Genomic DNA, 25500 nt, shown 5'->3' with positions numbered 1-25500 from the left:
CGGGCTACCTTCCAGGTGACGAGGACGCGGGCCCGGCGTACGGGGCCGCGGGTCTCGATGCTTCTTCGTGGGTGCTTCTCCGGTGCAGACCGGCGCGGGCGCCGGGCCTGCGCGGCCAACTCTAGTATCGCTGACGTGGTGCCTTCGTCGTCAGCCGTCCCACCTGCTGTCCCGCCGCCCGCCTGGCTCCGCGTGCCGGTGGGCGCGCGGGTCGTCCTGCGCCGTCGGCTGTCGCCCGCCGAGGCCTCCGCCTCCGGCGCCCGCTGGGCGGACGTCGTGGGCATTCTCACGGTCGTCGGCCCCGACGGCGTGCGCGTGCGCCCCGACCGCTCCCCTGGCCTGCCGGAGGTGGCCGTCGCCGCGGGCGACGTCGAGGCCCTCAAGCCGGTACCACCCCGGCCGGCGCGGCGCGGGCGGCCCCGCGACGACTGAGCCGCGGCCCGCTCAGCGCGGCCCGCGCACCCGGACCGCGTCGTCGTCCACGCCGACGACGACGGCGCCCGCGGTGCAGCGCGCCACCAGCTCGTCGACCAGCGCGGGCGTCCAGGTGCCGCCGGACCCCGTCGGCAGGAGCTCCTCGGGGCCGCTCGGGCGGGCCCGTCCGCCGGCACGCAGCTCGCGGACGTCGTCCGCGGCGTGGAAGACGTCGTGCAGCGAGCCGTTGGTCTCCAGCGCGCCGATCACCACCTCGAGGTCCCGCACCGCCTTGCGCAGCGCGGGCGCCACCCATGCGGCGTTCTCGGTGACCATCGCCTCGGTGCGGGCGGGGTCCGTGAGCGCGACCCGGGTGCCGTCGCGGAAGCTCCCGGCGGCGAGCCCCAGGGCGAGGTCGCGCACCGGCGCGCCCGCCACGGCGTTGAGGAGCTGGGTGGCCAGGACGTGGGGCACGTGGCTCACGAGGGCCGCCGCCTCGTCGTGCCGGTCGTCCGTGACCACCGCGGCGGTGCCGGCCAGCGGCCCGGTCACCAGGCGCAGCACGTGCGCGAGCCGCCGCGGCTCGCCGGGCGCGCCCGCACCGGGCTCCGCCACGGTGACCGCCCACGGGGCCCCGTCGAGCAGGCCCGCGTCGGACGCGGCGAAGCCGCTGTGCTCGGTGCCCGCCATCGGGTGGGCCCCGACGTACCGGTCGCCCAGCCCGGCGGCGGCCACGGCGGCCCGGACCGGGCCCTTCACGGAGCCGACGTCGGTCACGGTCACGTCGTCGCCCAGCAGCGGCGCCAGCTCCGCGGCCGTCGCGCGCACGGCCCGCAGCGGGACGGCGAGCACGACCACGTCGGGGCCCGCGGCGCACAGGCCCGCCAGGTCGTCGGCGACGCGCAGCCCGACGGCGCGCGCGTCGGCGCGGGTGCGGGCGTCGACGTCCGTGGCGACGACGTCGACGCCGCGCGCGGCGAGCAGCCGTGCGAGCGAGCCGCCGACGAGGCCCAGGCCGACGACCCCGACCGGGCCGGCCGCGGCGCGCTCCCCCGCCCCGCTCACCACAGCAGGCCTCGCGCCACGGCCGCGTCGCCGTCCTGGCGCAGCACGCTCCCCGTGGGCACGTGGTCGGGCAGCACGCCGTCCAGCCCGGGCCCGCCCGGCGCGACGGGGAACGCCCCGAGCACCTTGAGCGAGTCGCCGGCGCCGAGGAGGGCGGTGAACAGGTCGCGCACCTGCGGCTCCCAGGGGGCGCCGTCGAGCGTCACGACGAACACGTACTGCCCCTCGCGCACCTTCAGCGGCCGCTCCACGAGGCTCGACATGTTCACCCCGCGCTCGGCGAACTCGGCCGTGACGCGTGCCAGCACGCCAGGACCCGTGACGACCGGGGTCACCGCGAGCATGGTGCGCCACGCCTCGGTCTCGTGCCCCGCGCGCAGCGGCGCCCACGCCGCGGTGGCGTCGTCGCGCCGGCACAGCACGACGAACCGCGTGCGCGCGCCCGCGAAGTCCTCCACCCCCGTCGCGAGGGTCTCCAGCCCGTAGAGCTCCCCGCACAGCCGCGGGCCGAACGCGACCTGGTGGTCGGCGAGGTCCCGGCACGCCGCGGCGTTCGACGACGCCGGCACGGGAAGCAGCCCGTGCTCGGTGACGAACCGCGTGCACTGCGCGAGCCCGTGCGGGTGCGCGGTCGCCTCCCGCAGGCCCGCGGTGCCGGACCCGGCCGCGCGGCCGGGCCGCACGAAGGCGTCGAACGAGATGTCCAGCACCACCTCGTCGACGGCGACCACGTCGGGGCTGCCGACGAGCGCGTCGAGCGACGGCACGACGTAGCCCTCCACGGAGCTCTCGATCGCCACGACGCCGCGGTCCGCGGCGCCCGACGCGACGGCGTCGTGCACCTCGCGGACCGTGGCCAGCGGCTGCTGCGCGACGTCGGCGTCCCCCGCCCAGCGGCGGACCGCCTCGTGGGTGAACGTGCCCTCCGGCCCGAGGTACGCGATCATCGTGCGCCGCTCCTCACTCCGCGGCTCGCGCGCCCGCGGCCCACTGCGGCGCCAGCGGCGCCGGGCCGGGCACGAACCGCTCGCCCGGCAGCACGGCCAGCGTGCGGTGCGCGACGCCCCGCGCGTCGAGCTCGGCGACGAGCCCGTCGAGCACGTCCGCGGTGGCGCACCGGAACGACGTGAAGAACACGTGCGGCCCACGGGCCGACAGGTGACTGCGCAGGTGCTGCAGGTCGACGCCGGCCGCCGACAGCACCGCCAGCGTGTGCTGCAGGGAGCCCCGGTGGTCGTCCGACGGCCCCACGGCGAGCCAGACCTGCGCGGGCGCCTCGAAGCGGGGCCACGCCTCCCGCGACTCCAGGAGCCCGTACCAGACCGGCGGCCGGCCGGCGAGCCGCTCGCTGCCGGGCACCTCCACCCAGCCGGCGGGCACCCGGGACCGCTCGACCACGAGGGAGCCGGCCTGGCCGGCCAGCGCGACCCGTTCGTCGACCGAGGTGCGGGTCGGCACCAGCCGGGGGCTCACGCCCATGGCCCGCAGCAGGTCCTGGCAGTCGCGCATCCCGGCCTCGTCGATGACGACCTGGCCGATGACGGCCTGGCCGCCCGTCGCGTCCGCCGGGGTCACCCACACCCACTGCGGGGCGACGGCGACCCCCGCCGTGACGATGAGCGACGGGTCGCCGGCGAGCAGCGCCTCCTCGAGCCGCGGCGACGGCTGCTCGGGGTGCCCCAGGTGGACCACCGCCGCCAGGTCGTCGATCGTCGCGACGGTGGCGAGCGTGTCCGACGTCGTGCCGAGGTCCAGCAGCTCGACCGACTCGTCCGGCACCGCCGCGGCCACCACGGACCCGGGCGCGACCCCCGACCATCCCGCGTCGTGCGCCGCCTGCGCGGCGTGCGCCGGGGACTCGCGTTCCGAGCGTCCGAGCATCAGTCCTCCTTGGCCTTCTCGCCGTCGCCGTCCTGCTTCCCGTCGCCGTCCTTCTCGCCGTCGTCCTTCGGCGTGCGGTCGGCGTCGCGGTCGGCCTTCGGCTGGTCGCACACGACGGGGTTGTCCGGCTTGTACGTCCAGGTCTTCGACTCGTCCTTGACCTGCTCGCCGTCGTGGAACACCTGGCGGTAGTTGGTGATCGTGAACCCGTCGTTGCCGCCGGGGTACGCCTCGCAGCCCGCGCCGGACTTGTGCACGGCCGTCGCCGGGACGATGTTGCGCTTGTCCCCCGCCTGCGACTTGACCTCGTAGTACGGGGTCGACCAGACCTGGACGTGCAGCTCGCCGCCGGACACCCACGACTGCATGACGGCCCCGTAGGGGGTGTCGTTCGTGAACTTCATGTCGATCGCGCCGACGTAGATGGTCGCCTCGCGCCCCGCCGGGTACCGGCTGAACCAGTAGCTGTGCGGCTGGTGCCCGGCGTCGTCGAACCCGGCGAAGTAGCCGGCGTTGTACGTGGTCGTAGCCATCTGGGACAGCCCGCCGCCGACGGCGTCCGTGTGCACCCCGTTGCTCACGACGCCCGCGGCGACGAAGCCGTTCGACTCGTCGATGGGCGACAGCGTGTCGAGGAGCGAGAACGTCTCGCCCGGCGCCACCAGGGTGCCGGTGACGAGCTGGGCGCCCCGCTCGAGGTTGCGCGTGCGGATGGGCTCGCTCGTCAGCGGCGTGGAGAACGACGAGACGACCTCCTTGACGCCCATGTCCTCGAGCGCCTCCTTGGTGCGCTCCGGCTCGCGCTCCACGAGCTTCAGCGCCGCCGTGCGCTCCCCGGACAGGGCGGCCTTGCCGACGGCGGACGCCGTGTCGTCCGGGTCGAGCGTCGTGCCCTGCTCCCCGCCCTCGACGACGGGCTTGCCGCCCGAGAACACGAAGTGCGCGTCGTCCGGCTCGGTGAGCAGGTCGTCGGTGCCGTCCACGACGTCCGAGACGAGCTTCTCGCCGTCGAACTGCGCCTTGAGCTCGCCGTCGGCGTTCTTGAAGGAGGTCGCCTTGGCAAGAGCCTTCGGCGTCAGCTCGGCGGACTGCTCCCCGACGTCGACGGTGACGGGATCGCTCACCACCTGCTGGGCCTGCTCCAGGGCCGCGTCCGTCTCCGCCTGCGTGATCGCGGGCTCGACGACCTCGGTCGGCAGGTCGACCGGGCCGGAGGTGACGAGCCAGGCGTCCGCGACGGCGTCCACCGCGTCGTCGACGACGACGCTGGACCCCTCGACCGCTTCCGTGGCCACCGCCTTCGCGCCCTTGAACCCGACCGTCCCGTCCACCGGCTCGACCTTGAGCGTGTCCTCCAGGCCGGCGACCGCCGCGCTGAGGGTGGGGTGCGAGACCTGGACGACCGGCGGCGCCTCGCCGGCGCCGACCAGGTGCTCCCACAGGTGCACCGGGCTGAGCGAGAACCCGGTGAGCCCGTCGACCGTGCCCTGCGCGTCGAACGACAGCCCGGCCTCGGCCGGGTCGATCGTGCTCGACGCCTCGCCCGCCCGGACCTCGACCGGCTCCGCGGCGCGCGGGCCCAGGCCGTCGTCGAGGGCCGCGACGGCGGGCGCGGCGTCCAACCCGCCGATGTCGATCCCGGCGACCGTGGTGCCCTTCGGGACGGTCCCCGCGACGGCCCACTGCGCCCCCGCGTAGAGGCCCGCGACGACGACGAGGCCGACGCCGGCCCACAGGGCCACCTTCGGGGCGCGGCTGGGGGCGCCGTCGCCCGCCAGGCCGTCGAGCGGCGAGCCGGGGTCGGCGGGCGGAGGGACGTCCGCGGCGGGCGCGGCGGCGCCCGTCGTCGCGGGCGAGGCCCCTTCCGGGCCGCCCGGGGTCGGCCCCACCGCCGGCAGGGCCTGCGTCGGCGGTCCCGACGACGGCGCCGGCACCGAGGCGATGACCTGCTGCTCGTACAGCCGCACCCGCGGCTCGTAGGGCGCCTCCGGCTCCTCGTCAGGCGTCCCGGCGGTCTGGTCGGCAGGCTGCTGCGGGGCGGGGGCCTCGGTCTCGGGCTCGGTCTCGGGGCGCGCAGGCTCGGCGGGGGCGGGCCCGGCGGGGTCCGGCTCGCGCTCGGTCGGGTGACCCATGCATGCTCCGTCTGGGTGGGTGCGGGGACGACGCCCCGGAGGGACAGATGACGCGGGGCGGGCCCGCCTCGGGGATCCTACTCGGAGGACGCCCGCCGACAGGGCGCAAGTCCGGGTGAAAGCGTCAAATCGGACGCGGGTCCGCACAGGTTCGTCACGCCCGGCGGGGCGGCGCGCACGCGACGCGCACAGTCCCCCGGCCCGTCGCGGTCAGCGGCGACGGTCGGAGAACCACGACCGCGGCAGGAACGCGGCGACGAGGAACATCACGAGCCCCCCGTACGTCCACACCAGCCCCACGGCCTGGGCGGGCACCAGCACGTCCCCGCCAGGCCCGGCGACGGCGAGGACCTGCACCGCCAGCACCCAGCCCGCACCGGCCGCGAGCAGCGGCCCGAGCCCCGCCCACGCCCGGCACAGCACGGCCGTGGACAGGGTGATCGCGAGCGCCAGGACGATGCCGACGGGGAGGTCGTGCCACTGGGTGCGGTGCGCGACCGTGCCCAGCACGCCGACGACGGCGCCGAGCGCCACGGCGAGCACCGCGCGTGCGGCGGACCGCCACCACCGGCCGGACCCGGCCGCGGCGGCGGGGGGCGGGGTGGGGGTCGCGGGCTCGGGCGTGGTCATCGCGGCGAGCCTACCGGCGCGGTGGGCGCCGCGACGTCCGGCCGGGACGTGTCGGCGGCGACGAGATAGTGCTCGTGCGCGAGCACCGGGGCGAGCACGCCGTTGCTGAGCGCGTACCAGCCGAGCAGGGCGTCCTCGACGCCGGTCCCCGGCGCCCGGGTGGCGTGCTGCACCTGGGTGGCGTGCGCCCGCATCGCGGTCAGCACCCGGTCGAGCACCGGGGCGACGTCGACCCGCTCGACGTCGCCGGGGGCGGCGGTGGCGAGCTCGGCGTCGTGGCGCGCCACGGGCGGCAGGTCCTCGTCGGGGTCGGGGAAGGTCAGCCCGGCGCGGGAGGCGAGCCCGGCCGCCTCGGGGGCGCCGGCGAGCGCCCTGCGGCCCGCGCGCAGCTCGGCCGACGGCGTGACCGCCTGCCACAGCTCGGCCCCGCCCCAGGGCTCTCCCGGCACGGGGGCTTCCGGGTCCGCGGCGAGGGCGAGCGCGCGCACCGCGACGTCATGGGCACGCACGTGGTCCGGGTGCCCGTACCCGCCCCGCTCCTCGTACGTCGCGACGACGGCGGGGCATCGGGCGCGCACCACGGCGGCCAGGCGCGCGGCCGCGTCGTCGAGCGGGACGCGCGCGAACGCCGACGGCGGTGCGTCGTCCGCCGGCCCCGCGACCCCCGGAGCGACCCAGGCCATGCCGGAGTCCTCGAAGCGCACGACCCCGGACGGGTCGACGGCGTCGAGGAAGGTGTGCGCGACGACGTCCGGCCCGCCGCCGAGCGCGGCCAGGGCGGCGGTGAGCTCGGTCTCCCGGTGCGCGGCGAGGGCGGGCCCGTCGTCCTCGAGGCGCGCGAGCCCCGTGGGGTGCGACGGCGTGTCGATGACCTCGCCGCGCTCGCCGCGCGTGCAGGTCACCACGGCGACGGGTCGGCCCGCGGCCGCCCAGGACGCGAGCAGCGCGCCGGTGGCGAGCGTCTCGTCGTCGGGGTGCGCGTGCACCGCGACCAGCCCGCCGCCGCGCGCGGGCACGCGCACGGCGGGGGCGGGCACGGCCGAGCCGGTCACCGCGAGGCGGGTCAGGCCCGCTTGGCCCGCGCGGTCGCGCGGGCGCGCGACGTGGCGTCGAGCTCGACCTTGCGGATCCGCACGACCTCCGGCGTCACCTCGACGCACTCGTCCTCGCGCGCGAACTCGAGGGACTCCTCGAGGGTGAGGTGGCGCGGCGGGATGAGGTTCTCGAAGTTGTCGGCGGTCGAGGACCGCATGTTCGTCAGCTTCTTCTCCTTGGTGATGTTGACGTCCATGTCCTCGTTGCGGGAGTTCTCGCCGACGATCATGCCCTCGTAGACCTCCTGCGTGGGGTCGACGAAGAACGAGCCGCGCTCCTGCAGGTTGATCATGGCGAACGGCGTCACCTTGCCCGCGCGGTCGGCGACGAGCGAGCCGGTGTTGCGCGACTCGATCGGGCCGTGCCACGGCTCGAAGCCCTCGGAGATCGACGCGGCGATGCCGGTGCCGCGGGTCTCGGTGAGGAACTGGGTGCGGAAGCCGATGAGGCCGCGCGCCGGGACCATGAACTCCATCCGCACCCAGCCGGTGCCGTGGTTGCTCATGGTCTCCATGCGGCCCTTGCGCTGCGCGAGGAGCTGGGTGACGGCACCGAGGTACTCCTCGGGGACGTCGATGGTCATGCGCTCCATCGGCTCGTGCCGCTTGCCGTCGATCTGCTTGGTGACGACCTGCGGCTTGCCGACGGTGAGCTCGAAGCCCTCGCGGCGCATCTGCTCGACGAGGATCGCCAGGGCGAGCTCGCCGCGGCCCTGCACCTCCCACGCGTCCGGGCGCTCGGTCGGGAGCACCTTGAGCGACACGTTGCCGATGAGCTCGGAGTCGAGGCGGTCCTTGACCTGGCGCGCGGTGACCTTGTGGCCCTTGCCGCCCTTGCCCGCCAGCGGCGAGGTGTTGATCCCGATGGTCATCGAGATGGCCGGGTCGTCGACCGTGATGAGCGGCAGCGGGCGCGGGTCGTCCACGTCGGTGAGGGTCTCGCCGATCATGATGTCCGCGATGCCGGCGACGGCCACGATCTCGCCGGGGCCGGCGGACTCGGTGGGCACGCGGTCGAGCGCCTTGGTCTCGAGCAGCTCGGTGATGCGGACGCTCGTCAGGGTGCCGTCGTGGCGGGCCCAGGCGACCGTCTGCCCCTTGCGCAGGGTGCCGTTGAAGATGCGCAGCAGCGCGAGACGGCCGAGGAACGGCGACGCGTCGAGGTTGGTGACGTGCGCCTGCAGCGGCATGTCCGCGTCGTAGGTCGGCGCCGGGATCTTCTCGAGGATCGTGCCGAACAGCGGCTCGAGGTCCTCGTTCGCGGGCAGCGAGCCGTCGGCGGGCTGGTCGATGGACGCGCGGCCGGCCTTGGCCGACGCGTACACGACGGGCACGTCGAGGATGGCGTCCAGGTCGAGGTCGGGCACCTCGTCGGACAGGTCGCTGGCCAGGCCGAGCAGCAGGTCGGTGGTCTCCCCCACGACCTCGGTGATGCGCGCGTCCGGCCGGTCGACCTTGTTCACGACGACGATCACCGGCAGCTTGGCGGCGAGCGCCTTGCGCAGGACGAAGCGGGTCTGGGGCAGCGGGCCCTCCGACGCGTCCACCAGCAGCACGACGCCGTCGACCATCGACAGGCCGCGCTCGACCTCGCCGCCGAAGTCGGCGTGGCCGGGGGTGTCGATGACGTTGATGGTGATGCCGCCGGGCTCGCCCGCCTCCGCCGCCGACGGGCCGGCGTACCGGACCGCGGTGTTCTTCGCGAGGATGGTGATGCCCTTCTCGCGCTCCAGGTCACCGGAGTCCATCACGCGGTCGTCCACGTGCTGGTGGGCGGAGAAGGCGCCTGCCTGGCGCAGCATGGCGTCCACGAGGGTCGTCTTGCCGTGGTCGACGTGGGCGACGATCGCCACGTTGCGCAGGTCGGAGCGCACAGACATCTACGGGTCTCATTTCCTGGGGGGAGGGAGCGACCCGTCAATCGGGCCGCCGCTATCTTACCCGCCCCGTCCAGACTCTCCGTCCGCCCCCGTCCCGGGTGCGCTGCCCGACCCCTCCGGGGGTGCCGCTCCTGGGGGTTTTCCGCCCGGCTGCGCTCCCGGTTGTGCTCCGGGCTGGCCCTTGGACTCCCGCCGGCGCGGCACCCGCAGCCGCAGCGCCCCCGGGGCGGGTGGCAGGACGTTCTCCCACCGGCCGGCCAGGGTGGTCGCCACCTCCTGGGTGACGTGCTCGGTCAGCCGCTCCCGCGCCGCACGGCGCTCCGCGCGCACGATCTGCCGGTGCTCCACGCTCAGCTCCCGGACGATCGAGACCGCCATCCCGATGAGGACCAGGGAGAACGGGAGCGCGATGAGGATCGCGGCCGTCTGGAGGGCCTGGAGGCCGCCGGCCAGCAGCAGCGCCGCCGCGACGAGCCCCTGCAGCACGGCCCAGAACAGCCGGCTCCACAGCGGCGGGTTCGGGTTGCCGCCGTTCGCCAGCATGTCGACGACGAACGACCCGGAGTCCGACGAGGTGACGAAGAAGACGACCACCAGGACGATGCCGGCCACCGCCAGCCATGTGCCCGCCCCCGGCAGGGACGCGAAGAGCTGGAACATGGCCGTGTCGGTGTTCACCTCGCCGGTCACGGGGTCCAGCATGCTTCCGGGCTGGGTCATCTCCTGGTGCAGGCCCGCTCCCCCGAACACGCTGAACCAGATGGTCGCGACGGCCATCGGCACCGCGAGGGTGCCGAGCACGAACTCCCGGACGGTGCGCCCGCGCGAGATGCGCGCGATGAACACGCCGACGAAGGGCGCCCAGGACATCCACCAGCCCCAGTAGAAGATCGTCCAGCTCGACTCCCACTCCAGCCCCGCCTCGCCCCGGAACGCGAGCGTGTCGAACGTCATCTGCACGACGTTGGCGAAGTAGTACCCGAACGACTGCACCCAGCTGCGCAGCAGGAACAGGGTGGGGCCGAGGACCAGCACGACGGCGAGCACCACCCCGGCCAGCACCATGTTGCCGTTGGACAGCCACTTGATGCCCCGGGACAGGCCAGAGGCCACGGACATCGCCGCGATCGCCGTGATCACGGCGATCAGCCCGATCTCGAGCCCGACGGACGGTTCGACGACGTCCAGGTAGCCCAGCCCGTGCGCGACCTGCAGCACGCCCAGCCCCAGTGACGTCGCCACGCCGAAGACGGTGCCGATGATCGCCACCACGTCGATCACGTGGCCCCACGCGCCCTTGACGCGGTCGCCGAGGAGCGGTTCGAGCGCCCAGCGGATCGACACCGGGCGACCCTTGCGGTGGATCGCGTAGGCGAGCGCCAGGCCCGCGACCACGTAGATCGCCCAGGCGTGGAACCCCCAGTGCACGTAGGTCTGGGAGATCGCCGCCTGGGCGAGGGTCGCGTCGTCGCCGGTCACTCCCGGCTTCGGGCTCACGAAGTGGGACAGCGGCTCGGAGACGCCGTAGTAGACGAGCCCGATGCCCATCCCGGTGGCGAACAGCATCGAGAACCACACCGGCAGCTTGAAGTCCGGCTCGGCGTCGTCGGGGCCCAGCACGATGTCGCCGAACCGGCTCAGCCCCATCCAGACCGCGAAGATGACGAACGCGGCCACCAGGAGCACGTAGTACCAGCCGAAGGCGCCGATCACCTCGCCCTGGAGCGTGTTCATGACGGCCGTCGTGGCGTCTGTGGCGACGACCGCGAGCAGGACGAAGAGCAGGATGATGCCCGCTGCCGGATAGAAGACCCCACGGGTCAGCGTCGACGCCCCTGCCATGCCCCTCACCCTGACGCCGCGCCCGGGCATCGGCAAACGGAGGGAACGGCGCGGGCCGGCGCACGACCAGGGGTCGTGCGCCGGCCCGTCCGGGGCGTGCCTCGGGCGTCAGCCCGCGATCGCCGCGCCCTCCAGCCCCGCGCCGGGGATGGCGGCGAGCAGGTCGCGCGTGTACTGCTGACGCGGGTTGTCGAACACCTCGTCGGTGCTGGCCTGCTCCACGACGCGGCCGTTCTGCATCACGACCACCGAGTCGGCGATCTGCCGCACGACCGCGAGGTCGTGCGTGATGAACAGGTAGGACAGCCCCAGCTCCTCCTGCAGGGTGCCGAGGAGCTCGAGGATCTGCGCCTGGACGAGCACGTCGAGGGCGGAGACGGCCTCGTCGAGCACGATGACCTCGGGGCGCAGGGCGAGCGCTCGCGCGATGGCGATGCGCTGCCGCTGGCCGCCCGAGAGCTCGTTCGGGAAGCGGCGCATCGCCGACTGGGGCAGCGCCACCATGTCGAGGAGCTCGCGCACCCGCTTCTCGCGCTCCTTCTTGCCACCGACCTTGTGGAGGGCCAGCGGCTCCTCGATCGAGCGGTAGATGGAGAACGTCGGGTCGAGCGAGCCGTACGGGTTCTGGAACACCGGCTGGATGCGGCGCCGGAAGGCGAAGGCCTCCTTGGGCGACTGCTTCGCGATGTCCACGCCGTCGAACTCGACGACGCCCGACGTCACGTCCAGCAGCCCCAGCACCATGTTCGCCGCGGTGGACTTGCCCGAGCCGGACTCCCCCACCAGCGCGAGCGTGTGACCGCGCTTGAGGGTGAAGCTCACGTCGTCGACGGCCTTGAAGTCCGTCGACGCCCCGGGACGGCCGCCCCGGATGGTGAAGACCTTCGTGAGGTTCTTCGCCACGACGATGTCCACCTGCGCCGCCTTGGCGGTGGGCAGCGCGACCGTCGCGTCGGCGTCGGGGGCCAGCAGCTCGTCCGACTCCTGGCCCTGCTCGTGGGCCACCTGGATACGGCGGGACGCGAGCGACGGGGCCGAGGCGACCAGGCGCTGCGTGTACGGGTGCTGCGGGTTCGCGAGGATCTGCTGCGCCGGGCCGGACTCCACGACGCGGCCCTTGAACATCACCACGAGGTGCTCGGCGCGCTCCGCCGCCAGGCCCAGGTCGTGGGTGATGAACAGGACGGCGGTGCCGAGCTCCTGCGTGAGCACCTCGAGGTGGTCGAGGATCTGCCGCTGGACCGTGACGTCGAGGGCCGACGTCGGCTCGTCCGCGATGAGGAGCTTCGGCCGCGCGGCCAGCCCGATCGCGATGAGGGACCGCTGGCGCATACCGCCCGAGAACTCGTGCGGGAACTGGCGCGCCCGCCGCTCGGCGTCGGGCAGGCCGGCCTCCTGGAGCAGGCCCGCGACGCGGTCCTTGCGCTCCTTCTTGCCGCCCTCGAACCCGTTGGCCTTGAGGGCCTCCTCGATCTGGGTGCCGATGCGCCACACCGGGTTGAGGTTCGACATCGGGTCCTGCGGGACGAGGCCGATGTCGCGACCGCGCATCGCCTCCATCTCCCCGCGGGGCAGGCCCACGATCTCGCGGCCGTCGAACATGATGCTGCCGCCGGTCACCTTGCCGGTGCCGGGCAGCAGGTCGATGACGGCGTGCGCGGTGGTCGACTTGCCCGAGCCGGACTCACCGACGATCGCGACCGACTGGCCGGGGTACACGGTGATGTCGGCACCGCGGACGGCGTGCACGACGCCCTCGGAGGTGGTGAACGAGACCTCGAGGTCGCGGATCTCGAGCAGGGGCTTGTCCGTCCCTGCCTCGTAGCTGCGGCCGTCGCCCTCACCGACGGGCTGGTTGCCGTTCGTCACTGGGAACTGTGTCGTCATCGCTTCCGTGCCTTCGGGTCGAGGGCGTCGCGCACGACGTCGCCCATCATGAGGAAGCCGAGCACCGTGAGGGCCAGGCCGCCTGCCGGGTAGAACAGGATCTCGGGAGCCTGGCGGATGGACGCCTGGGCCTGCGAGATGTCCCCGCCCCACGAGACCGTGCTCGGCGGGAGGCCGATGCCGAGGAAGCTCAGCGTGGCCTCGGCGACGATGAACGTGCCCAGCGCGACCGTCGCGTACACGATGATCGGCGCGGCCGAGTTGGGCAGCACGTGCCTGAGCAGGATCTGGCCGCGTCCCATGCCGAGCGACCGTGCCGCGGTGACGAACTCGTTGTTCTTCACGGACATCACGGTGCCTCGCGTGATGCGGGCGATGGAGGTCCATCCGAACGAGGCGAGCACCAGGGCCACCGTGAAGCTCGTGCGGTTCGTCGTGATCGACATGATGACGATGGCGGCGAGCACCAGCGGGATCGCGAAGAAGATGTCGGTGATGCGCGAGAGGATCGAGTCCCACCAGCCGCCGTAGTAGCCGGCGATGGCACCCATGAGCGTCCCGAGGATCACGACCATCACGGTGGACATGACGCCCACGAGGACGGACGCGCGCGCGCCGTAGATGGTGCGGGCGAAGATGTCGCAACCCTGCCGGTCGAAGCCGAACGGGTGGCCCGGCTCCGGCCCGGAGAGCGACTTCGGGAGCTCGCACTCGAAGCGCGGGTGGATGTCCGTGAACCACTGCGGGAACGCCGCGACGGTCACGACCAGCACGATGATCGCGCCGGCCACCCAGAACATCGGGCGGCGGCGCATCTCGCGCCAGGCGTCACGCCACAGGCTCGACGGCGCCTCTCCGTCCTTGACGGCGTCGACGGCGCCGAGGCCGCCCTCGTCGACCTCCGCGGCGAAGTGTTCCTGCCCCGGGCGCGGTCGGCGCCCGCCGGGCACGGTCTCGAAACGGTTCTCAGGCATAGCGGATCCTCGGGTCGAGGGCGGCGTAGAGGAGGTCGACGAGCAGGTTCGCCAGGATGTAGACGATGACCAGCACGGTCGTGAGCGAGACCACGGTGATGTTCTCGCCGCGGATGATCGACTGGTAGAGCGTGCCCCCGACGCCGTTGATGTTGAAGATGCCCTCCGTCACGATCGCGCCACCCATGAGGTTGCCCAGGTCGGCGCCCAGGAACGTGACGACGGGGATGAGGGAGTTGCGCAGCACGTGACGGCCGGTGACCTGCGAGCGGCTCAGGCCCTTGGCGCGCGCGGTGCGGACGTAGTCGGCGCTGAGGTTCTCGGTGACCGAGGTGCGGGTCAGGCGGAGCACGTACGCGAAGGACGTCGCCGCCAGCACGATGGCTGGTAGCAGCAGGCTGTAGAAGTTCGGGTCTCGTCCCACCGTCACGGGGAACCAGCCGAGCTTGACGCCCATGACGAACTGCAGCACGAAGCCGATGACGAACGTCGGCACGGAGATCACCAGGAGGCTGATCACCAGGACGGTGCCGTCGAAGATCCCGCCCTTGCGCATCCCGGCGATGAGGCCGAAGGCGATGCCGAAGACGGCCTCGATGACGAGCGCCATGAGCGCGAGCTGGAAGGTGACGGGCAGCGCCTGCGCGATCACGTCCAGGATGTCGCGGCCGCGGAAGTCGACGCCGAAGTCGAGCGTGAAGACGCCCTTGAGGAAGAGCAGGTACTGGACGATGAACGGCTCGTCCAGGTTGTACTGCTGACGAATCTGTTCCTGCACGGCCTCGGGGAGCCCACGCTCCCCACCCAGGCCGGCCACGGGGTCACCGGGCCGCAGGAACACGAGCGCATAGAGCAGGAGGGTCGCCCCCAGGAACACAGGGATCACCTGCAGGAGCCTGCGTCCGAGATACCAGAGCATGCGTGTTTTTCTCCTCGTTCGCTCCGGGGGGTTCCCCGGGCTACGGGTCGTTGTCCGGCCGCCTTTGCCCGGACAGGGGCGGGGGCGGAGCGTGCTTCGTCAGCACGCCCCGCCCCCCTCACAGTCGGGTGGCCGCCCGCGACGCTACAGGACGCGGACGGGAGCCTCCGAATCGGACGACCGGCCCGGGGAGAGCGTCACGGGCGTGCGCCCCACCGTCCCCGGGCCGGTTGACCGGCACAGACCGAGTATCACTCAGCCTTCGTGACCTGGTACAGCAGCGGGTCGCTGTCCCAGCCGAACACCACGTTGTCGACGTCCTCGCCGTAGCCGGCCGTGACGTTCTGGTACCAGAGCGGGATACCCGGCATGTCCTTGAACAGGATCGTCTGGGCCTCCTTGTAGAGCTCGATGGCGGCCTCGGGCGTGTCCGCCCCGTTGGCCTCCTTGAGCTTGGCGTCGAACTCCTTGCTCGAGTAGCCCATGTCGTTCGAGCCGGCGCCCGTGCCGTAGATCGGGCCGAGGAAGTTGCTCATGGCCGGGTAGTCGGCCTGCCAGCCGCCACGGAAGAGGCCCGTCAGGGTCTCCTTGTCACGGGCGTCGAGGAACTCGTCGAACGTCGGGAACGGCGCGAACTCGCACTCGACGCCGAGCACCGAACGGACGTTGTTGCAGACGGCGTCCACCCAGGTCTGGTGGTCGGAGTCGGCGTTCGAGGCGATCGTGATGGGCTTGTCGCCCCACGCCTCGATGTCCTCGGCCTGGGCCCAGAGCTTCTTGGCCTCGTCCGGGTTGTAGGACAGCACCTCGTTGCCCGGGATGTCGTCCGACCAACCGTCGATGACCGGCGACGTGAAGTCGGTCGCCGGGGTGCGCGAGCCGTTGTAGATCGTCTCGGTGATCTGGTCGCGGTCGATCGCCATCGAGATGGCCTGGCGACGCAGGTGGCCGGCCTCGCCGCCGTACTCCGGCAGGTACTCCGGCACGTTGACGACCTGGATGACGGCCGAGGCCTGGTTCACCGCACGGTCGCCCAGGTCGTCCTCGAACGTGGCGAAGGCCGACGACGGGACGTTGGTGACGATGTCCAGGTTGCCCGAGAGGAGGTCGTTGTACGCGGTGTCCTCCTCCGTGTAGGCGATCAGGTCGATGCCACCGTTCTGGACCTTGCGCTCACCCTGGTAGTCCTCGTTCGGGCGCAGCGAGATCTGCTGGTTGTGCTCCCACGAGTCCAGCTGGTAGGGGCCGTTGCCGACCGGCGTCTCGCCGAAGGCCTCCGGGTCGTCGAAGAACGACTCGGGCAGCGGCATGAACGCCGCGTAGCCCAGACGGGTCGGGAAGTCGGACTCCGGCTGCGACAGCTTCACCGTGAACTCGGTGTCGGAGACGACCTTGAGGCCGGTGAGCTCCGAGTCCTCGTCGTACGAGAAGCCCTCGATGGGCTCGAAGAAGTACGACAGGTTCTGCGCGTTCGACAGCTTGGCGCCGTAGTTCCACGCGTCGACGTAGCTCTGCGCCGTGACGGGCGTACCGTCAGTGAACGTCCAGCCGTCCTTGATCGTGATCGTGTACGTCTGCTGGTCGTCCGTGTCGATGGACTCGGCCATCTCGTTGTGCACGGCGCCCTCGGCGTCGTAGTACACCAGGCCGGCGAAAAGGTTGTTGATGACCTTGGACCCGTAGGTCTCGTTGGTCATCGTGGGGATGAGCGGGTTCTGCGGCTCGCCGTTGCTGACGGTCACGATGCCGGTCGTCGAACCGTTCTCGCCCGTGGCCTCGGGGCTGTCGCCCGAGCCCCCTCCGCACGCGGACAGCAGCAGGGCCGAGGCGAGGGTGAAGGCCCCGATGCCTGCAAGTCGTCGTCGAGGTGTCACGTGTCCTCCTGAGTTGAGTCGCTCACCGGCGGGGATCACCCCTCGGTGAGGTGCAGGCGCGTGTGCCCGCGCACTGCACTGTGCGCGGGAGACTCTAGTCACGTTCGGGACCCGCACATACCCTTCGCCCGCTTTGAGCCCGGAACCGTGACCAATCCGGTATCTGGGCGCAACGTCAGGGACACCACCTGTGGCCGGGGCCGGACACCGTCATACCGTCACCGACCTGGCGTCATGGCTGGTCCTCAGCGTCGCCACTCGTACGGGGTGGTGGTGGACACCTTCACCAGGCCCGAGCGCTCCAGGATGGGCCGGGAGAACTCGGTCGAGTCGCTGTGCAGGTAGAGCTTGCCGCGCTCGACGGCGGACCGTGCGCGCGCCGCGGTCAGCGCCCGGTAGATCCCGCGGCCCCGCCACTCGGGCCGCGTCGAGCCGCCCCACAGCCCCGCGAACTCGGTGCCGGGCACGGGCTCGAGGCGGCCGGCGCTGATCACCTGCCCGTCCGCCTCGGCGACCCACAGCTCCATGTCCGGGTCGCGCTCCTGGCGGTGGAGGATCTGGTCGGCGTGCCCGGAGGTCGCCGGGTCGTCGCCGAACACCTCGTCGGCCATCGCGGACATCGCGCGGACGTCCGCCTCCGCGCTGACGCGGCGCAGGGTGACGCCGTCCGGCAGCGGGACGTCCGCGACGAGGAGCCGCGCGTCGCCGATCATGATCGACTCCGGCTCCTGCGGCGCGAAGCCGTGGTCGACCAGCGCCTCGTGCAGGCCGGGAGCGACGTCGTGCCCGCGGGTCTTCCACTCGACGTCCGTGATCGTCGCGTCCTCGTGGAAGTGCGCGAGCGCCGACGCGACGAACCCGCGGACGGTCGCGGCGTCGGCGCCGTCGAGGTCGCGGTAGGTGACGAACCCGCGACCGCCGGTGAACGTGACCAGGCGCAGCGGCCCCAGCCGGGTCACGGCGAGGGCGCCCGGCGTCTCGGCGTCGGTCCGGAGCTGGTCGTCGTAGGCCGCGAGGAGGCGAGCCGGGTCGCCGTCGGCGGAAGGTGCGTTCACGGCGGCCACCCTTGCAGTGCGTGACGTCGCGGGACAACGGATTTCCTGGAGGCGCGAGGCCCACGCGGGCAGAGGTGCGGCCAGAGGTGCGGTCAGAGGTGCGGTCAGAGGTGCCGGGCGACGACGTCCCGTCGGGGCCGGGGCCGCCACCCGAGCCGGTCCGCCTCGACGAGGAGGCGCAGCAGCAGGCCGCCGACGAGCAGCCCGCCCACCAGGTCGCTGATCCAGTGCCAGCCGAGGTAGTAGGACACGGCGACGGCGTTGAGCGCGATCAGGCCGACACCGAGCCGCAGGGCCGCCATGGTGCGCGACGACGCGCTCGTCCAGCGCCCGACCAGGTAGACGGCCGTGCCGTAGATCAGCACCGCCTCGGCCGCGTGCCCCGACGGGAAGCTGATCCCGCTCCAGCCGAGCTCGCGGAGCCCGCCGCCGAACAGGTCGGCGTCGTCCGTCGTGGGGGCCGGCCGCGCGAGGACGACCTTGAGGAGCCCCACTCCCCCGTAGAACGCCAGCTCGGCCATGGCGGCGCACCACAGCGGGCGCCAGGTGCGGTGCCGCCACGACAGGGTGACCGCCACGGCCAGGAGGACGGGCAGGCAGACCGCCTGCCCGGCGATCGGGTCGAGCACGTGCTGGATGAAGGGCTGCAGCCCCGGGGTCAGCGTCCTGGCCCAGTACCCGTGCGCGGCCTCGTCGACCCCCTGGAACGGGCCGGCCGCCAGGAGCGTCACGACGACCAGGCCGGCCAGGAGCACCGGGGCCGACGTGAGCCGGGCGAGGGGGTCGCCCGCCCGCCGCCGCGCACGCACCCCGGGGGTGCCGCGGCGCGAGCCTTCGAGGGCGCGCGCGGGCGCGGTGGGAGCCTGGAGCAACATCGGGCCCAGGGTAAGCAGCCCGGCTGGACCTTGCCTGACCGCTCCCGTGTGGTGTCGCGCACCTCGCCCCGCGCGGCGCTCAGGCGCGCGAGGAGAGCGACGACGCGAGCCACTCGTTGCGGGTGCGCAGCAGCCGCGTCATGTAGCGCGTCAGCACCCACCACTCCACCAGACGGCCCAGCGGGCCCGCGGGGGCGACGAACTCCACCCTGTCCGTCATCCGCGTGCCGCCGGGTACCGGCTCGAACCGGTGCTCGTGCCACCACCGGCGGAACGGGCCGGCCACCTGCTCGTCGACGAACCGGTGCGGCGCGTCGTGAGCGCTGATCCGCGACGTCATGCGGAAGGTGACGCCGAAGTGCCGTGCGCGCCAGGTGACGGTGTCGCCGAGGCCCATCTCCCCGGACGTCACGCCCGCCACCGCGCGCTCCCCCGACCGGCGCATCGACGCCGTGTGCGCGTCGACCGACAGGCTGGCGGCGAAGCACGCCTCCGGCGGCGCGGGGATCTCGGTGGTCAGCACGATCGTCGGCACCCGGCGATCGTAGGCCTGCGCCACCGACGTGAATCATCGTTCACAAGAACCGTGACTTCCGGCCCGTGCGCTGCCACACTCGGGCACGACGACGATCGTGACGAGGCGAGGGAGCCCGAGATGCCGACACCGGTACCGACGACCGCGGCGGTGGCCGCCCTGGTGCGCGAGGCCGGCGAGCCCGCGACCCTCACGGACATCGAGCTGGACGGGCCCGGCGACGGCGAGATCCTGGTGCGCGTCGCGGCGTCCGGCGTCTGCCCCACGGACCTCTTCGGCATGGCGGGGGGCGCCGGCGACAGGTTCCCCGCGGTCTTCGGGCACGAGGGCGCCGGGGTCGTGGAGGCGGTCGGGCCAGGGGTGGCGACGCTGCGCCCCGGCGACCGGGTCGTGCTCAGCTTCGACTCGTGCGGCGCGTGCGAGGCCTGCGCGGACGGCCACCCCGCCTCGTGCGCGCGCTTCGCCGACCTCAACTACCGCCCCCGGTCCCGCGCCGTCGTGGCCGGCGCGGCGGCGACGACCGGCTGGATGGGCCAGTCGTCCTGGGCGACGCACGCCCTCGCCCGCGCGTCCAACGCCGTGCGCGTCGACGACGACGTGCCCTGGCAGGTCGCGGCGCCGCTCGGCTGCGGGATCCTCACCGGCGCGGGCACCGTCCTCAACGTGCTGTCTCCCGGCCCTCGCGACACCGTCCTCGTCGTCGGCGCGGGCACGACCGGGCTCGCGGGCGTCATGGCGGCGCGGCACCGGGGCGTGGGCAAGGTCGTCGTCAGCGACCCGGACCCCGACCGCCGCGCCCTGGCGCTCGCGCTCGGCGCGACCGTGGCCTTCGCCCCGCAGGACGTGCCGGCCCGCACGCTCGCCGCCACGCACGTGCTCGACACCGTCGGGCGGCAGGAGACGATCGACCTCGCGCTGGCCGCGCTGGCTCCGGGTGGCGTGTGCGCGACCGTGGCGCTGCACGCCGGGCCGAACCGCGTCACGGTGTCGCAGACGCAGGTGCTGTGGGGGCGCACGCTGACCGGCGTCATCGAGGGCGACGCCGTCGTGCCCCGCGACGTCCCCACCCTGGTCGCGCTGTGGCGCGCCGGGCGGCTCCCGGTCGAGCGGCTCGTGCGCACCTACCCGTTCTCCGAGGTGGCGACGGCGGTCGACGACGTCCGTGCCGGGCGCACGATCAAGCCGGTGCTGCTGATGGACGAGCACGCCGCCGACGCCCCGGCGCACGACGTCCGCGAGGACGGGGACGACGCGGACGACCTCGTCCAACGGCTCCGCTCGGGCCGGGTCCCGGCGGCCGACCTCCCCGCACTGTGGCGCTCCCTGCCGCCCGTGCGGACGGCCGAGCTGCGCGGGCTGTGGCGCGGCTTCGGCGTGAGCACCGCGCACCGCACCCAGCGGTTGCTCACCCGGACGGGCTGGTTCGGCAAGCTCTTCGGCGCCGACGACGACGTGTCCCCCATCGTGTGCGAGCGCCCCGACGGCACGCTCGTCGCGGACGCGCGCCTCGCCCGCGGGGGCGCGACGTTGCGCACCGTCGTGCACGACGGCGTCGCTACGGCCTCGATGGTCTACGACGGCCAGCCGATCATCGACCACTTCGTGCGCCTCGCGGACGAGGCCGTCCTCGGGGTGATGACGGGGCGGGGTGCCGCCGACGACGGAGCCCTCTACTTCTTCGTCCTCGAGCGCGTCGCCGACCGGGAGGTCGTCGCCGGCGACGCCTGAGCCGGTCAGCCGTGCTGGGCGGCGACGGCCGCGTCGACGGCCCGCAGCGCGGTGAAGTCGCCGACGGCGCGGTTGCGCATGACCGCCACGGCCACGCCGGCGTCGATGTCGGCGTACGCGCCGCAGCCGTTCGAGCCGACCATCCCGAACGTGGAGCCCGGCCGGGCCGGCGCCCCGAGGCGCGCCTGGCTGTAGCCGAGCGCCCACGAGGTCGCCATGCCCATCACCTGGTCGACGCCGGTGAACGCCGTCGCCGCCATCAGCCGGAGCCGCTCCGACGACACGAGGCGGACGCCGTCGACGTGCCCCAGCAGGGCGGCGTACATCCGCGCGACCGCACGCGCCGTCGTCGTCGCCTGCGCGGGGACGTCCGCGCCCAGCACGTCGGCGCGGTTGGCGAAGTCGGCGGTGGGCTGCACGCCCGGGGGGACGGCACGGTCCGGCGGGGACCCGGGCGCGGGCGGCGGCGGGGCCGCGCCGGGCGGACCCTGCCGGGCGACGCGGTCCAGCAGCCGACCGGGCACCCCGAAGTGCAGCTCGTCCTCGATGCCGAGGGGGGCGGCGACCTCGTCGCGGAGCGCCTCCGCCAGGGTCCGGCCGGTCGCGCGCCGGACCGTCTCGCCGAGCAGGAAGCCGAACGTCAGCGCGTGGTAGCCCGTCCGCGTCCCGGGCTCCCACCACGGGCGCTGGTCGGCGACGAACGCGCACACGCGGTCCCAGTCGCCGAGGTCCTCCGGCGTGACCTGCGGCCACAGGCCGGGCACACCGGCCGCGTGCACGAGGACGTCCCGCAGCGTCACCCGGTCCTTGCCGTGCGCGCCGAACTCGGGCCAGACGTCAGCGACACGCATCCCGTAGTCGAGGGCGCCGCGCTCGGCGAGCACGTGCGCGACCGTCGTCGCGACCCCCTTGCCCGCCGACGCCGCGAAGAACAGCGTGCCGGGGTCCACGGGTCTCCCGGTCCGCTCGTCGGCGACCCCGGACACGGCGTCCACCACGACCTCCCCCTCGTGCAGCACGCACATCTGGAGCCCCGTCTCCGCCCCGGTGGCGACCAGCTGGTCGACCGCCGCCTGCACGGACGACTGCAACGACGGGGGCAGCGACGAAGGCGCCGGCGTCATCGCGGGAACGTCCAGGTCGTCTGGCTCGGGTGGTCGCCCTTGCGAAAGCCGAGGCCCCGCACCGGCCGGACCCGGAACACCAGCACCGGGCCGTCGACGTCGGCGTGGACGAAGACGCCGTCGCGCACGACGAAGTGCCAGGTCGCGGTGCCGTACTTCGCGGCGAACGCGGCCGCGACCGCCCGCAGCTCTTCCGCGTCGCCGACGACCTCGGCCCGCCCCTCGATCACGACGTCGAGACCGTCCCCCGCGAGGTCGCTCCGGCCGGTGGTCAGGGCGACCGGGGCGTGATGGGCGAGGTTTCGCGCCTTGCGCTCACCGGGCCCGGTCGTGAACCAGAGCGCGTCGTCGTGCCACACCGCGACGAGCGGCGTGACGTGCGGCCGACCGTCCGGCCGCACCGTGGAGATCCAGAACGTGTCCGCCGCGCGGACCTGCTCGAGCGCCGTCGCCCACGGCACCGGCTCCGCGCCGGGCTCGCTGAACCCGTGGATCTCGGCCGTCACCTCGTCGACCCGGGACATGGGACCCCCTCGCCTCACCCATGAGACCGGGCCCCACGCCGGCACTCATCGGCGAGCAGGTGGCAGCGCTCACACGTTGAAGCGGAACTCCACGACGTCGCCGTCCTGCATGACGTAGTCCTTGCCCTCGACGCGCGCCTTGCCGGCGGAGCGGGCGGCCTGCACGGAGCCGGCCTCGACGAGGTCGTCGAACGAGATGACCTCGGCCTTGATGAAGCCGCGCTCGAAGTCGGTGTGGATGACGCCGGCGGCCTGCGGGGCGGTCCAGCCCTTGCGGATCGTCCAGGCGCGGGACTCCTTGGGGCCGGCGGTGAGGTAGGTCTGCAGGCCGAGCGTGTGGAAGCCGACGCGGGCGAGCTGGTCGAGGCCCGCCTCGTCCTGGCCGGAGTCGGCGAGCATCTCCTTGGCGTCCTCCGGCTCCAGCTCGACGAGCTCGGACTCGAACTTCGCGTCGAGGAAGACGGCGTCCGCGGGGGCGACGAGGTCGCGCAGGCGCTGCTGCATCCCCTGGTCGGCGAGGCCGGCCTCGTCCGTGTTGAACACGTAGATGAACGGCTTGGCCGTCAGCAGCTGCAGCGACGCGACGTCGGCGAGGTCCAGGCCCTCGGCCTTGGCGCCCTGGAAGAGCGTGGTGCCCGACTCGAGGATCTTCTGCGCGGTGGTGGCGGCCGCGAACAGCGCGGCGTCGCCCCGCTTGATCTTGACCTCCTTCTCCATCCGCGGCAGCGCCTTCTCCAGCGTCTGGAGGTCGGCGAGGATCAGCTCGGTGGAGATGGTCTCGATGTCGCCCTCGGCGTCCACCGAGCCCTCGACGCGGACCACGTCGCCGTCGTCGAAGACGCGCGTGACCTGGCAGATCGCGTCGGCCTCGCGGATGTTCGCGAGGAACTTGTTGCCCAGGCCCTCGCCCTCCGAGGCGCCCTTGACGATGCCCGCGATGTCGACGAACGACACGGTCGCGGGCAGGATCCGCTCGCTGCCGAAGATCTCCGCGAGCTTGTCCAACCGCGGGTCGGGCAGCGGGACCACGCCGACGTTGGGCTCGATCGTCGCGAACGGGTAGTTCGCCGCGAGCACCTGGTTGCGGGTCAGGGCGTTGAAGAGCGTGGACTTGCCGACGTTGGGCAGGCCGACGATGCCGATGGTGAGTGCCACGTCGGGAGAGTCTACGTGGCGCCCCTAGCGGCCCTCCCCCTGCGCCCGCTCCTCCAGGGTCGTCAGGTCCCTCTCGACGAACTGCAGGTGCGCCCAGTGCTCACGGGCGACGACACCGAGGCTCTGGTGGACCGCACGCGTGAACCCCTCCGGCGCCCACGGCGGCAGGCGCGGCGCCTCCACCGTCGCGTCGCTGCCCGCCAGGTCGTCGTAGACGGCGCGCACCTCGGCGATGCGGTCGGCGTGCGCGGCCAGCGTCTCCTCCAGCGAGGGCGCGGCCGCCAGGTCCACCCCGAGGGCCGCGACCTCCGGCTCGTACTCGGTGAACGGCAGCCCGGCGTACCAGAACGCGTCGTCGATCCCCCGCAGCCCGTACCGGACCCAGCCGTCCATGGCGAACACCAGGTGGCGCAGCGTCTGCGCCGTCGACCACTCGCCGTCGACCTGCTCGTGGACGGCCGACGGCGAGAGCGCGGCCGCCCGGGCGAGGTGCGCGTCCCAGGCGCGTAGCGCCGCGTCGAGCGAGGCCCGCTGCTCGACGAGGTCCGCGGACCTCGCCTGCTCGCGGCCCGGGTACCGCCGGTCGAGCTCGGCCTCGACGAGCGGCATCACGTCGACGCCGTTGACCCGCAGGCCCGTGATCTCGCCGTCGATGTCCGCGTCCGTGAGGTCGACGCCGCGCATCACCGCCCCCGGCAGGAAGCTCTGGTCGAACCGCACGCCGTCGAGCCGGGCGAGCCGGAACGTCGTCCCCGTCATGTCGGCCTCGACGAACCGCGCGCCCCGCAGCTCGTCGTCGGGCCCGAACCGAGTCATCCCCCGACCGTAGGGCGGGCCCCCGACACCCGCCTCAGACGTCGACGTCCTGGTGCCAGGACTCCGTGACGTACGAGGTCCGCCAGCCCCAGCTCTCGTACAGGGACGCGGCGCCCGTCGGGCTGTCGGCGTCCACCTCGAGGCCGACGCGGTCGCGCCCGCGCGCCGCGGCGTCGCGCACGACGGCGAACAGCAGCGCCGTCGCCACCCCGCGCCCGCGGGCACGCCGGTCGGCGCCGAGGTACTCGATGTAGCTGCCCTCCTTGCCCGAGGGACCCGACGGCAGGACCGCACCGACGAGCGCACCCATCGGCTCGGGTGCCGCGCCGGCGTCCTGGGGGTCGGAGACGAACGCCAGCCACCAGTGGTCCCACCGGTGACCGGGGTCGGAGCGCAGGCGCACCAGGAACTCGCCGAAGCTCTCGCGGTAGGAGTTGAAGTGGTCCTCGAACGCGCTCTCGAGCACGCGGTGGACCGTCTGCAGGTCCGCGGCGACCGGCATCCCGTCGTCGTGCGTCGCGACGCGCCGCACGGTCACGCCCGGGCGCGGGTCGGGCAGCACACCGCGGAGCGCCTCCTCAGCGACCACCGGCCGGGACATCTGCAACCAGGAGCGGGCGCGGGCGTACCCGGCCGCGGCGAGCCACTCCTGCTGGGTCGTGTCGCCGGCGAACGCGCCCGCGTCGAGCTGCGTGCGGCGTACCCCGCGCTGGGCCGCGAGGCTCCGGCCCTGCCGCGCCGCCCAGGCGTAGCCGGCGGCGGCCAGCTCGTCGGCCCGCGGCGTCGCCCGGTCGACGTCGACGCCCACCACGACGCGCCCCGCAGCACGGTCGTGCGCCCAGGCCCAGGCCTGCACCACGCCGTCGGCGTCACGCGCGACGACCTGCCGACGCGTCCAGGACACCGGCCCCGCCACCTCCGCGGCGAGGGCGTCCTGGTTCACGACCGACGACCCCGTGAACGGGGCCGCGACGGCCCCGCGCAGCTCGCCGAGGCGTGGCAGGTCGGCCAGGACAGGGGTCGACGTCGTCCAGCCGTCGGGCAGGGGCAGGTGCTCGGGGTTCGAGGCGTTCACCCGCCCATTGTCGCAAAGCAT

At 73.6% G+C, this 25500-nt stretch carries 22 protein-coding genes; 2 read left to right on the top strand and 20 right to left on the bottom strand.

Annotated elements, in window-relative coordinates; translation table 11 throughout:
* Positions 1-135 precede the first annotated feature (135 nt).
* Positions 136-432, top strand: coding sequence for a hypothetical protein (locus ACH436_RS12090; RefSeq protein WP_430560426.1), 297 nt, complete (start codon positions 136-138; stop codon positions 430-432).
* A gap of 12 nt (positions 433-444) precedes the next feature.
* Here the strand turns inward: ACH436_RS12090 and ACH436_RS12085 are convergent, their stop codons facing one another.
* The 15 genes from ACH436_RS12085 to ACH436_RS12015 all read right to left on the bottom strand — a co-directional run bounded on the left by ACH436_RS12085 (position 445) and on the right by ACH436_RS12015 (position 19057).
* On the bottom strand, positions 445-1479 hold the full coding sequence (locus ACH436_RS12085; RefSeq protein ID WP_430560425.1) for a prephenate dehydrogenase: 1035 nt from the start codon (positions 1477-1479) through the stop codon (positions 445-447).
* The gene (locus tag ACH436_RS12080) at positions 1476-2426 is read right to left on the bottom strand and encodes a prephenate dehydratase (protein WP_430560424.1); all 951 of its coding nucleotides are present in this window, start codon (positions 2424-2426) and stop codon (positions 1476-1478) included. The genes ACH436_RS12085 and ACH436_RS12080 overlap by 4 nt, the downstream gene beginning before the upstream one ends.
* 13 nt (positions 2427-2439) lie before the next feature.
* Complete coding sequence (locus ACH436_RS12075; RefSeq protein ID WP_430560423.1) at positions 2440-3360, bottom strand: hypothetical protein; 921 nt, start codon at positions 3358-3360, stop codon at positions 2440-2442.
* Positions 3360-5492: a VanW family protein gene (locus ACH436_RS12070; RefSeq protein WP_430560422.1), complete on the bottom strand. Its 2133-nt coding sequence runs from the start codon at positions 5490-5492 to the stop codon at positions 3360-3362. Before ACH436_RS12070 ends, ACH436_RS12075 begins: the two co-directional genes overlap by 1 nt.
* A 210-nt stretch (positions 5493-5702) precedes the next feature.
* Positions 5703-6122, bottom strand: coding sequence for a DUF6113 family protein (locus ACH436_RS12065; RefSeq protein WP_430560421.1), 420 nt, complete (start codon positions 6120-6122; stop codon positions 5703-5705).
* Positions 6119-7174, bottom strand: a complete 1056-nt coding sequence (locus ACH436_RS12060; RefSeq protein WP_430560420.1) for a PIG-L family deacetylase — start codon at positions 7172-7174, stop codon at positions 6119-6121. The genes ACH436_RS12065 and ACH436_RS12060 overlap by 4 nt, the downstream gene beginning before the upstream one ends.
* An 11-nt stretch (positions 7175-7185) precedes the next feature.
* Positions 7186-9096: a translational GTPase TypA gene (gene typA, locus ACH436_RS12055; RefSeq protein ID WP_430560419.1), complete on the bottom strand. Its 1911-nt coding sequence runs from the start codon at positions 9094-9096 to the stop codon at positions 7186-7188.
* Positions 9097-9153: 57 nt separating this feature from the next.
* On the bottom strand, positions 9154-10938 hold the full coding sequence (locus ACH436_RS12050; protein ID WP_430560418.1) for a BCCT family transporter: 1785 nt from the start codon (positions 10936-10938) through the stop codon (positions 9154-9156).
* A 108-nt stretch (positions 10939-11046) separates the two neighbouring features.
* Positions 11047-12825, bottom strand: a complete 1779-nt coding sequence (locus ACH436_RS12045) for a dipeptide ABC transporter ATP-binding protein (RefSeq protein WP_430560417.1) — start codon at positions 12823-12825, stop codon at positions 11047-11049.
* Positions 12822-13799, bottom strand: a complete 978-nt coding sequence (locus ACH436_RS12040; protein ID WP_430560416.1) for an ABC transporter permease — start codon at positions 13797-13799, stop codon at positions 12822-12824. Before ACH436_RS12040 ends, ACH436_RS12045 begins: the two co-directional genes overlap by 4 nt.
* Complete coding sequence (locus ACH436_RS12035; protein WP_430560415.1) at positions 13792-14718, bottom strand: ABC transporter permease; 927 nt, start codon at positions 14716-14718, stop codon at positions 13792-13794. Before ACH436_RS12035 ends, ACH436_RS12040 begins: the two co-directional genes overlap by 8 nt.
* Positions 14719-14969: 251 nt before the next feature.
* Positions 14970-16592 carry an ABC transporter substrate-binding protein gene (locus tag ACH436_RS12030; protein WP_430560414.1) on the bottom strand — a complete coding sequence of 541 codons (1623 nt, stop codon included), beginning with the start codon at positions 16590-16592 and terminating at the stop codon, positions 14970-14972.
* 245 nt (positions 16593-16837) lie between these two features.
* Entirely contained in the window at positions 16838-17647 is an 810-nt protein-coding gene (locus ACH436_RS12025) for a GNAT family N-acetyltransferase (RefSeq protein ID WP_430560413.1), read from the bottom strand.
* Positions 17648-17751: 104 nt separating this feature from the next.
* Positions 17752-18522 (bottom strand): phosphatase PAP2 family protein, encoded by a 771-nt coding sequence (locus ACH436_RS12020; RefSeq protein WP_430560412.1) that lies wholly within the window; start codon positions 18520-18522, stop codon positions 17752-17754.
* Positions 18523-18601: 79 nt separating this feature from the next.
* Positions 18602-19057 (bottom strand): SRPBCC family protein, encoded by a 456-nt coding sequence (locus ACH436_RS12015; RefSeq protein ID WP_430560411.1) that lies wholly within the window; start codon positions 19055-19057, stop codon positions 18602-18604.
* A 120-nt stretch (positions 19058-19177) separates the two neighbouring features.
* Between ACH436_RS12015 and ACH436_RS12010 the strand changes: the two genes are divergently transcribed.
* Positions 19178-20785, top strand: coding sequence for an alcohol dehydrogenase catalytic domain-containing protein (locus ACH436_RS12010; RefSeq protein ID WP_430560410.1), 1608 nt, complete (start codon positions 19178-19180; stop codon positions 20783-20785).
* A gap of 5 nt (positions 20786-20790) precedes the next feature.
* On the opposite strand, the gene ACH436_RS12005 is transcribed toward ACH436_RS12010, so the two are convergent.
* The 5 genes from ACH436_RS12005 to ACH436_RS11985 all read right to left on the bottom strand — a co-directional run bounded on the left by ACH436_RS12005 (position 20791) and on the right by ACH436_RS11985 (position 25479).
* Positions 20791-21909, bottom strand: a complete 1119-nt coding sequence (locus ACH436_RS12005; RefSeq protein ID WP_430560409.1) for a serine hydrolase domain-containing protein — start codon at positions 21907-21909, stop codon at positions 20791-20793.
* Positions 21906-22433, bottom strand: coding sequence for a pyridoxamine 5'-phosphate oxidase family protein (locus tag ACH436_RS12000; protein WP_430560408.1), 528 nt, complete (start codon positions 22431-22433; stop codon positions 21906-21908). The genes ACH436_RS12005 and ACH436_RS12000 overlap by 4 nt, the downstream gene beginning before the upstream one ends.
* 69 nt (positions 22434-22502) lie before the next feature.
* The gene (gene ychF / locus ACH436_RS11995) at positions 22503-23588 is read right to left on the bottom strand and encodes a redox-regulated ATPase YchF (RefSeq protein WP_430560407.1); all 1086 of its coding nucleotides are present in this window, start codon (positions 23586-23588) and stop codon (positions 22503-22505) included.
* Between the two features lie 24 nt (positions 23589-23612).
* On the bottom strand, positions 23613-24404 hold the full coding sequence (locus ACH436_RS11990) for a DinB family protein (protein WP_430560406.1): 792 nt from the start codon (positions 24402-24404) through the stop codon (positions 23613-23615).
* A 34-nt stretch (positions 24405-24438) separates the two neighbouring features.
* On the bottom strand, positions 24439-25479 hold the full coding sequence (locus ACH436_RS11985; protein WP_430560405.1) for a GNAT family N-acetyltransferase: 1041 nt from the start codon (positions 25477-25479) through the stop codon (positions 24439-24441).
* Positions 25480-25500: the final 21 nt, after the last annotated feature.

The sequence above is a fragment of the Isoptericola sp. NPDC019693 genome (assembly GCF_044389085.1).
Classification (GTDB): domain Bacteria; phylum Actinomycetota; class Actinomycetes; order Actinomycetales; family Cellulomonadaceae; genus Isoptericola.
Note: the sequence above shows the minus strand (reverse complement) of the source record. Positions and strands in the feature narration are given on the sequence as shown.

Excerpts from the sequence above, each read along its gene's own strand:
- ACH436_RS12000 (WP_430560408.1), bottom strand. The coding sequence starts at position 22,433 with ATGTCCCGGGTCGACGAGGTGACGGCCGAGATCCACGGGTTCAGCGAG.
- typA (WP_430560419.1), bottom strand. The coding sequence starts at position 9,096 with ATGTCTGTGCGCTCCGACCTGCGCAACGTGGCGATCGTCGCCCACGTC.
- ACH436_RS12020 (WP_430560412.1), bottom strand. The coding sequence starts at position 18,522 with ATGTTGCTCCAGGCTCCCACCGCGCCCGCGCGCGCCCTCGAAGGCTCG.
- ACH436_RS12065 (WP_430560421.1), bottom strand. The coding sequence starts at position 6,122 with ATGACCACGCCCGAGCCCGCGACCCCCACCCCGCCCCCCGCCGCCGCG.
- ACH436_RS12010 (WP_430560410.1), top strand. The coding sequence starts at position 19,178 with ATGCCGACACCGGTACCGACGACCGCGGCGGTGGCCGCCCTGGTGCGC.
- ACH436_RS12075 (WP_430560423.1), bottom strand. The coding sequence starts at position 3,360 with ATGCTCGGACGCTCGGAACGCGAGTCCCCGGCGCACGCCGCGCAGGCG.
- ACH436_RS12070 (WP_430560422.1), bottom strand. The coding sequence starts at position 5,492 with ATGGGTCACCCGACCGAGCGCGAGCCGGACCCCGCCGGGCCCGCCCCC.
- ACH436_RS12080 (WP_430560424.1), bottom strand. The coding sequence starts at position 2,426 with ATGATCGCGTACCTCGGGCCGGAGGGCACGTTCACCCACGAGGCGGTC.
- ACH436_RS11990 (WP_430560406.1), bottom strand. The coding sequence starts at position 24,404 with ATGACTCGGTTCGGGCCCGACGACGAGCTGCGGGGCGCGCGGTTCGTC.
- ACH436_RS12040 (WP_430560416.1), bottom strand. The coding sequence starts at position 13,799 with ATGCCTGAGAACCGTTTCGAGACCGTGCCCGGCGGGCGCCGACCGCGC.
- ACH436_RS12005 (WP_430560409.1), bottom strand. The coding sequence starts at position 21,909 with ATGACGCCGGCGCCTTCGTCGCTGCCCCCGTCGTTGCAGTCGTCCGTG.
- ACH436_RS12035 (WP_430560415.1), bottom strand. The coding sequence starts at position 14,718 with ATGCTCTGGTATCTCGGACGCAGGCTCCTGCAGGTGATCCCTGTGTTC.
- ACH436_RS12045 (WP_430560417.1), bottom strand. The coding sequence starts at position 12,825 with ATGACGACACAGTTCCCAGTGACGAACGGCAACCAGCCCGTCGGTGAG.
- ACH436_RS12050 (WP_430560418.1), bottom strand. The coding sequence starts at position 10,938 with ATGGCAGGGGCGTCGACGCTGACCCGTGGGGTCTTCTATCCGGCAGCG.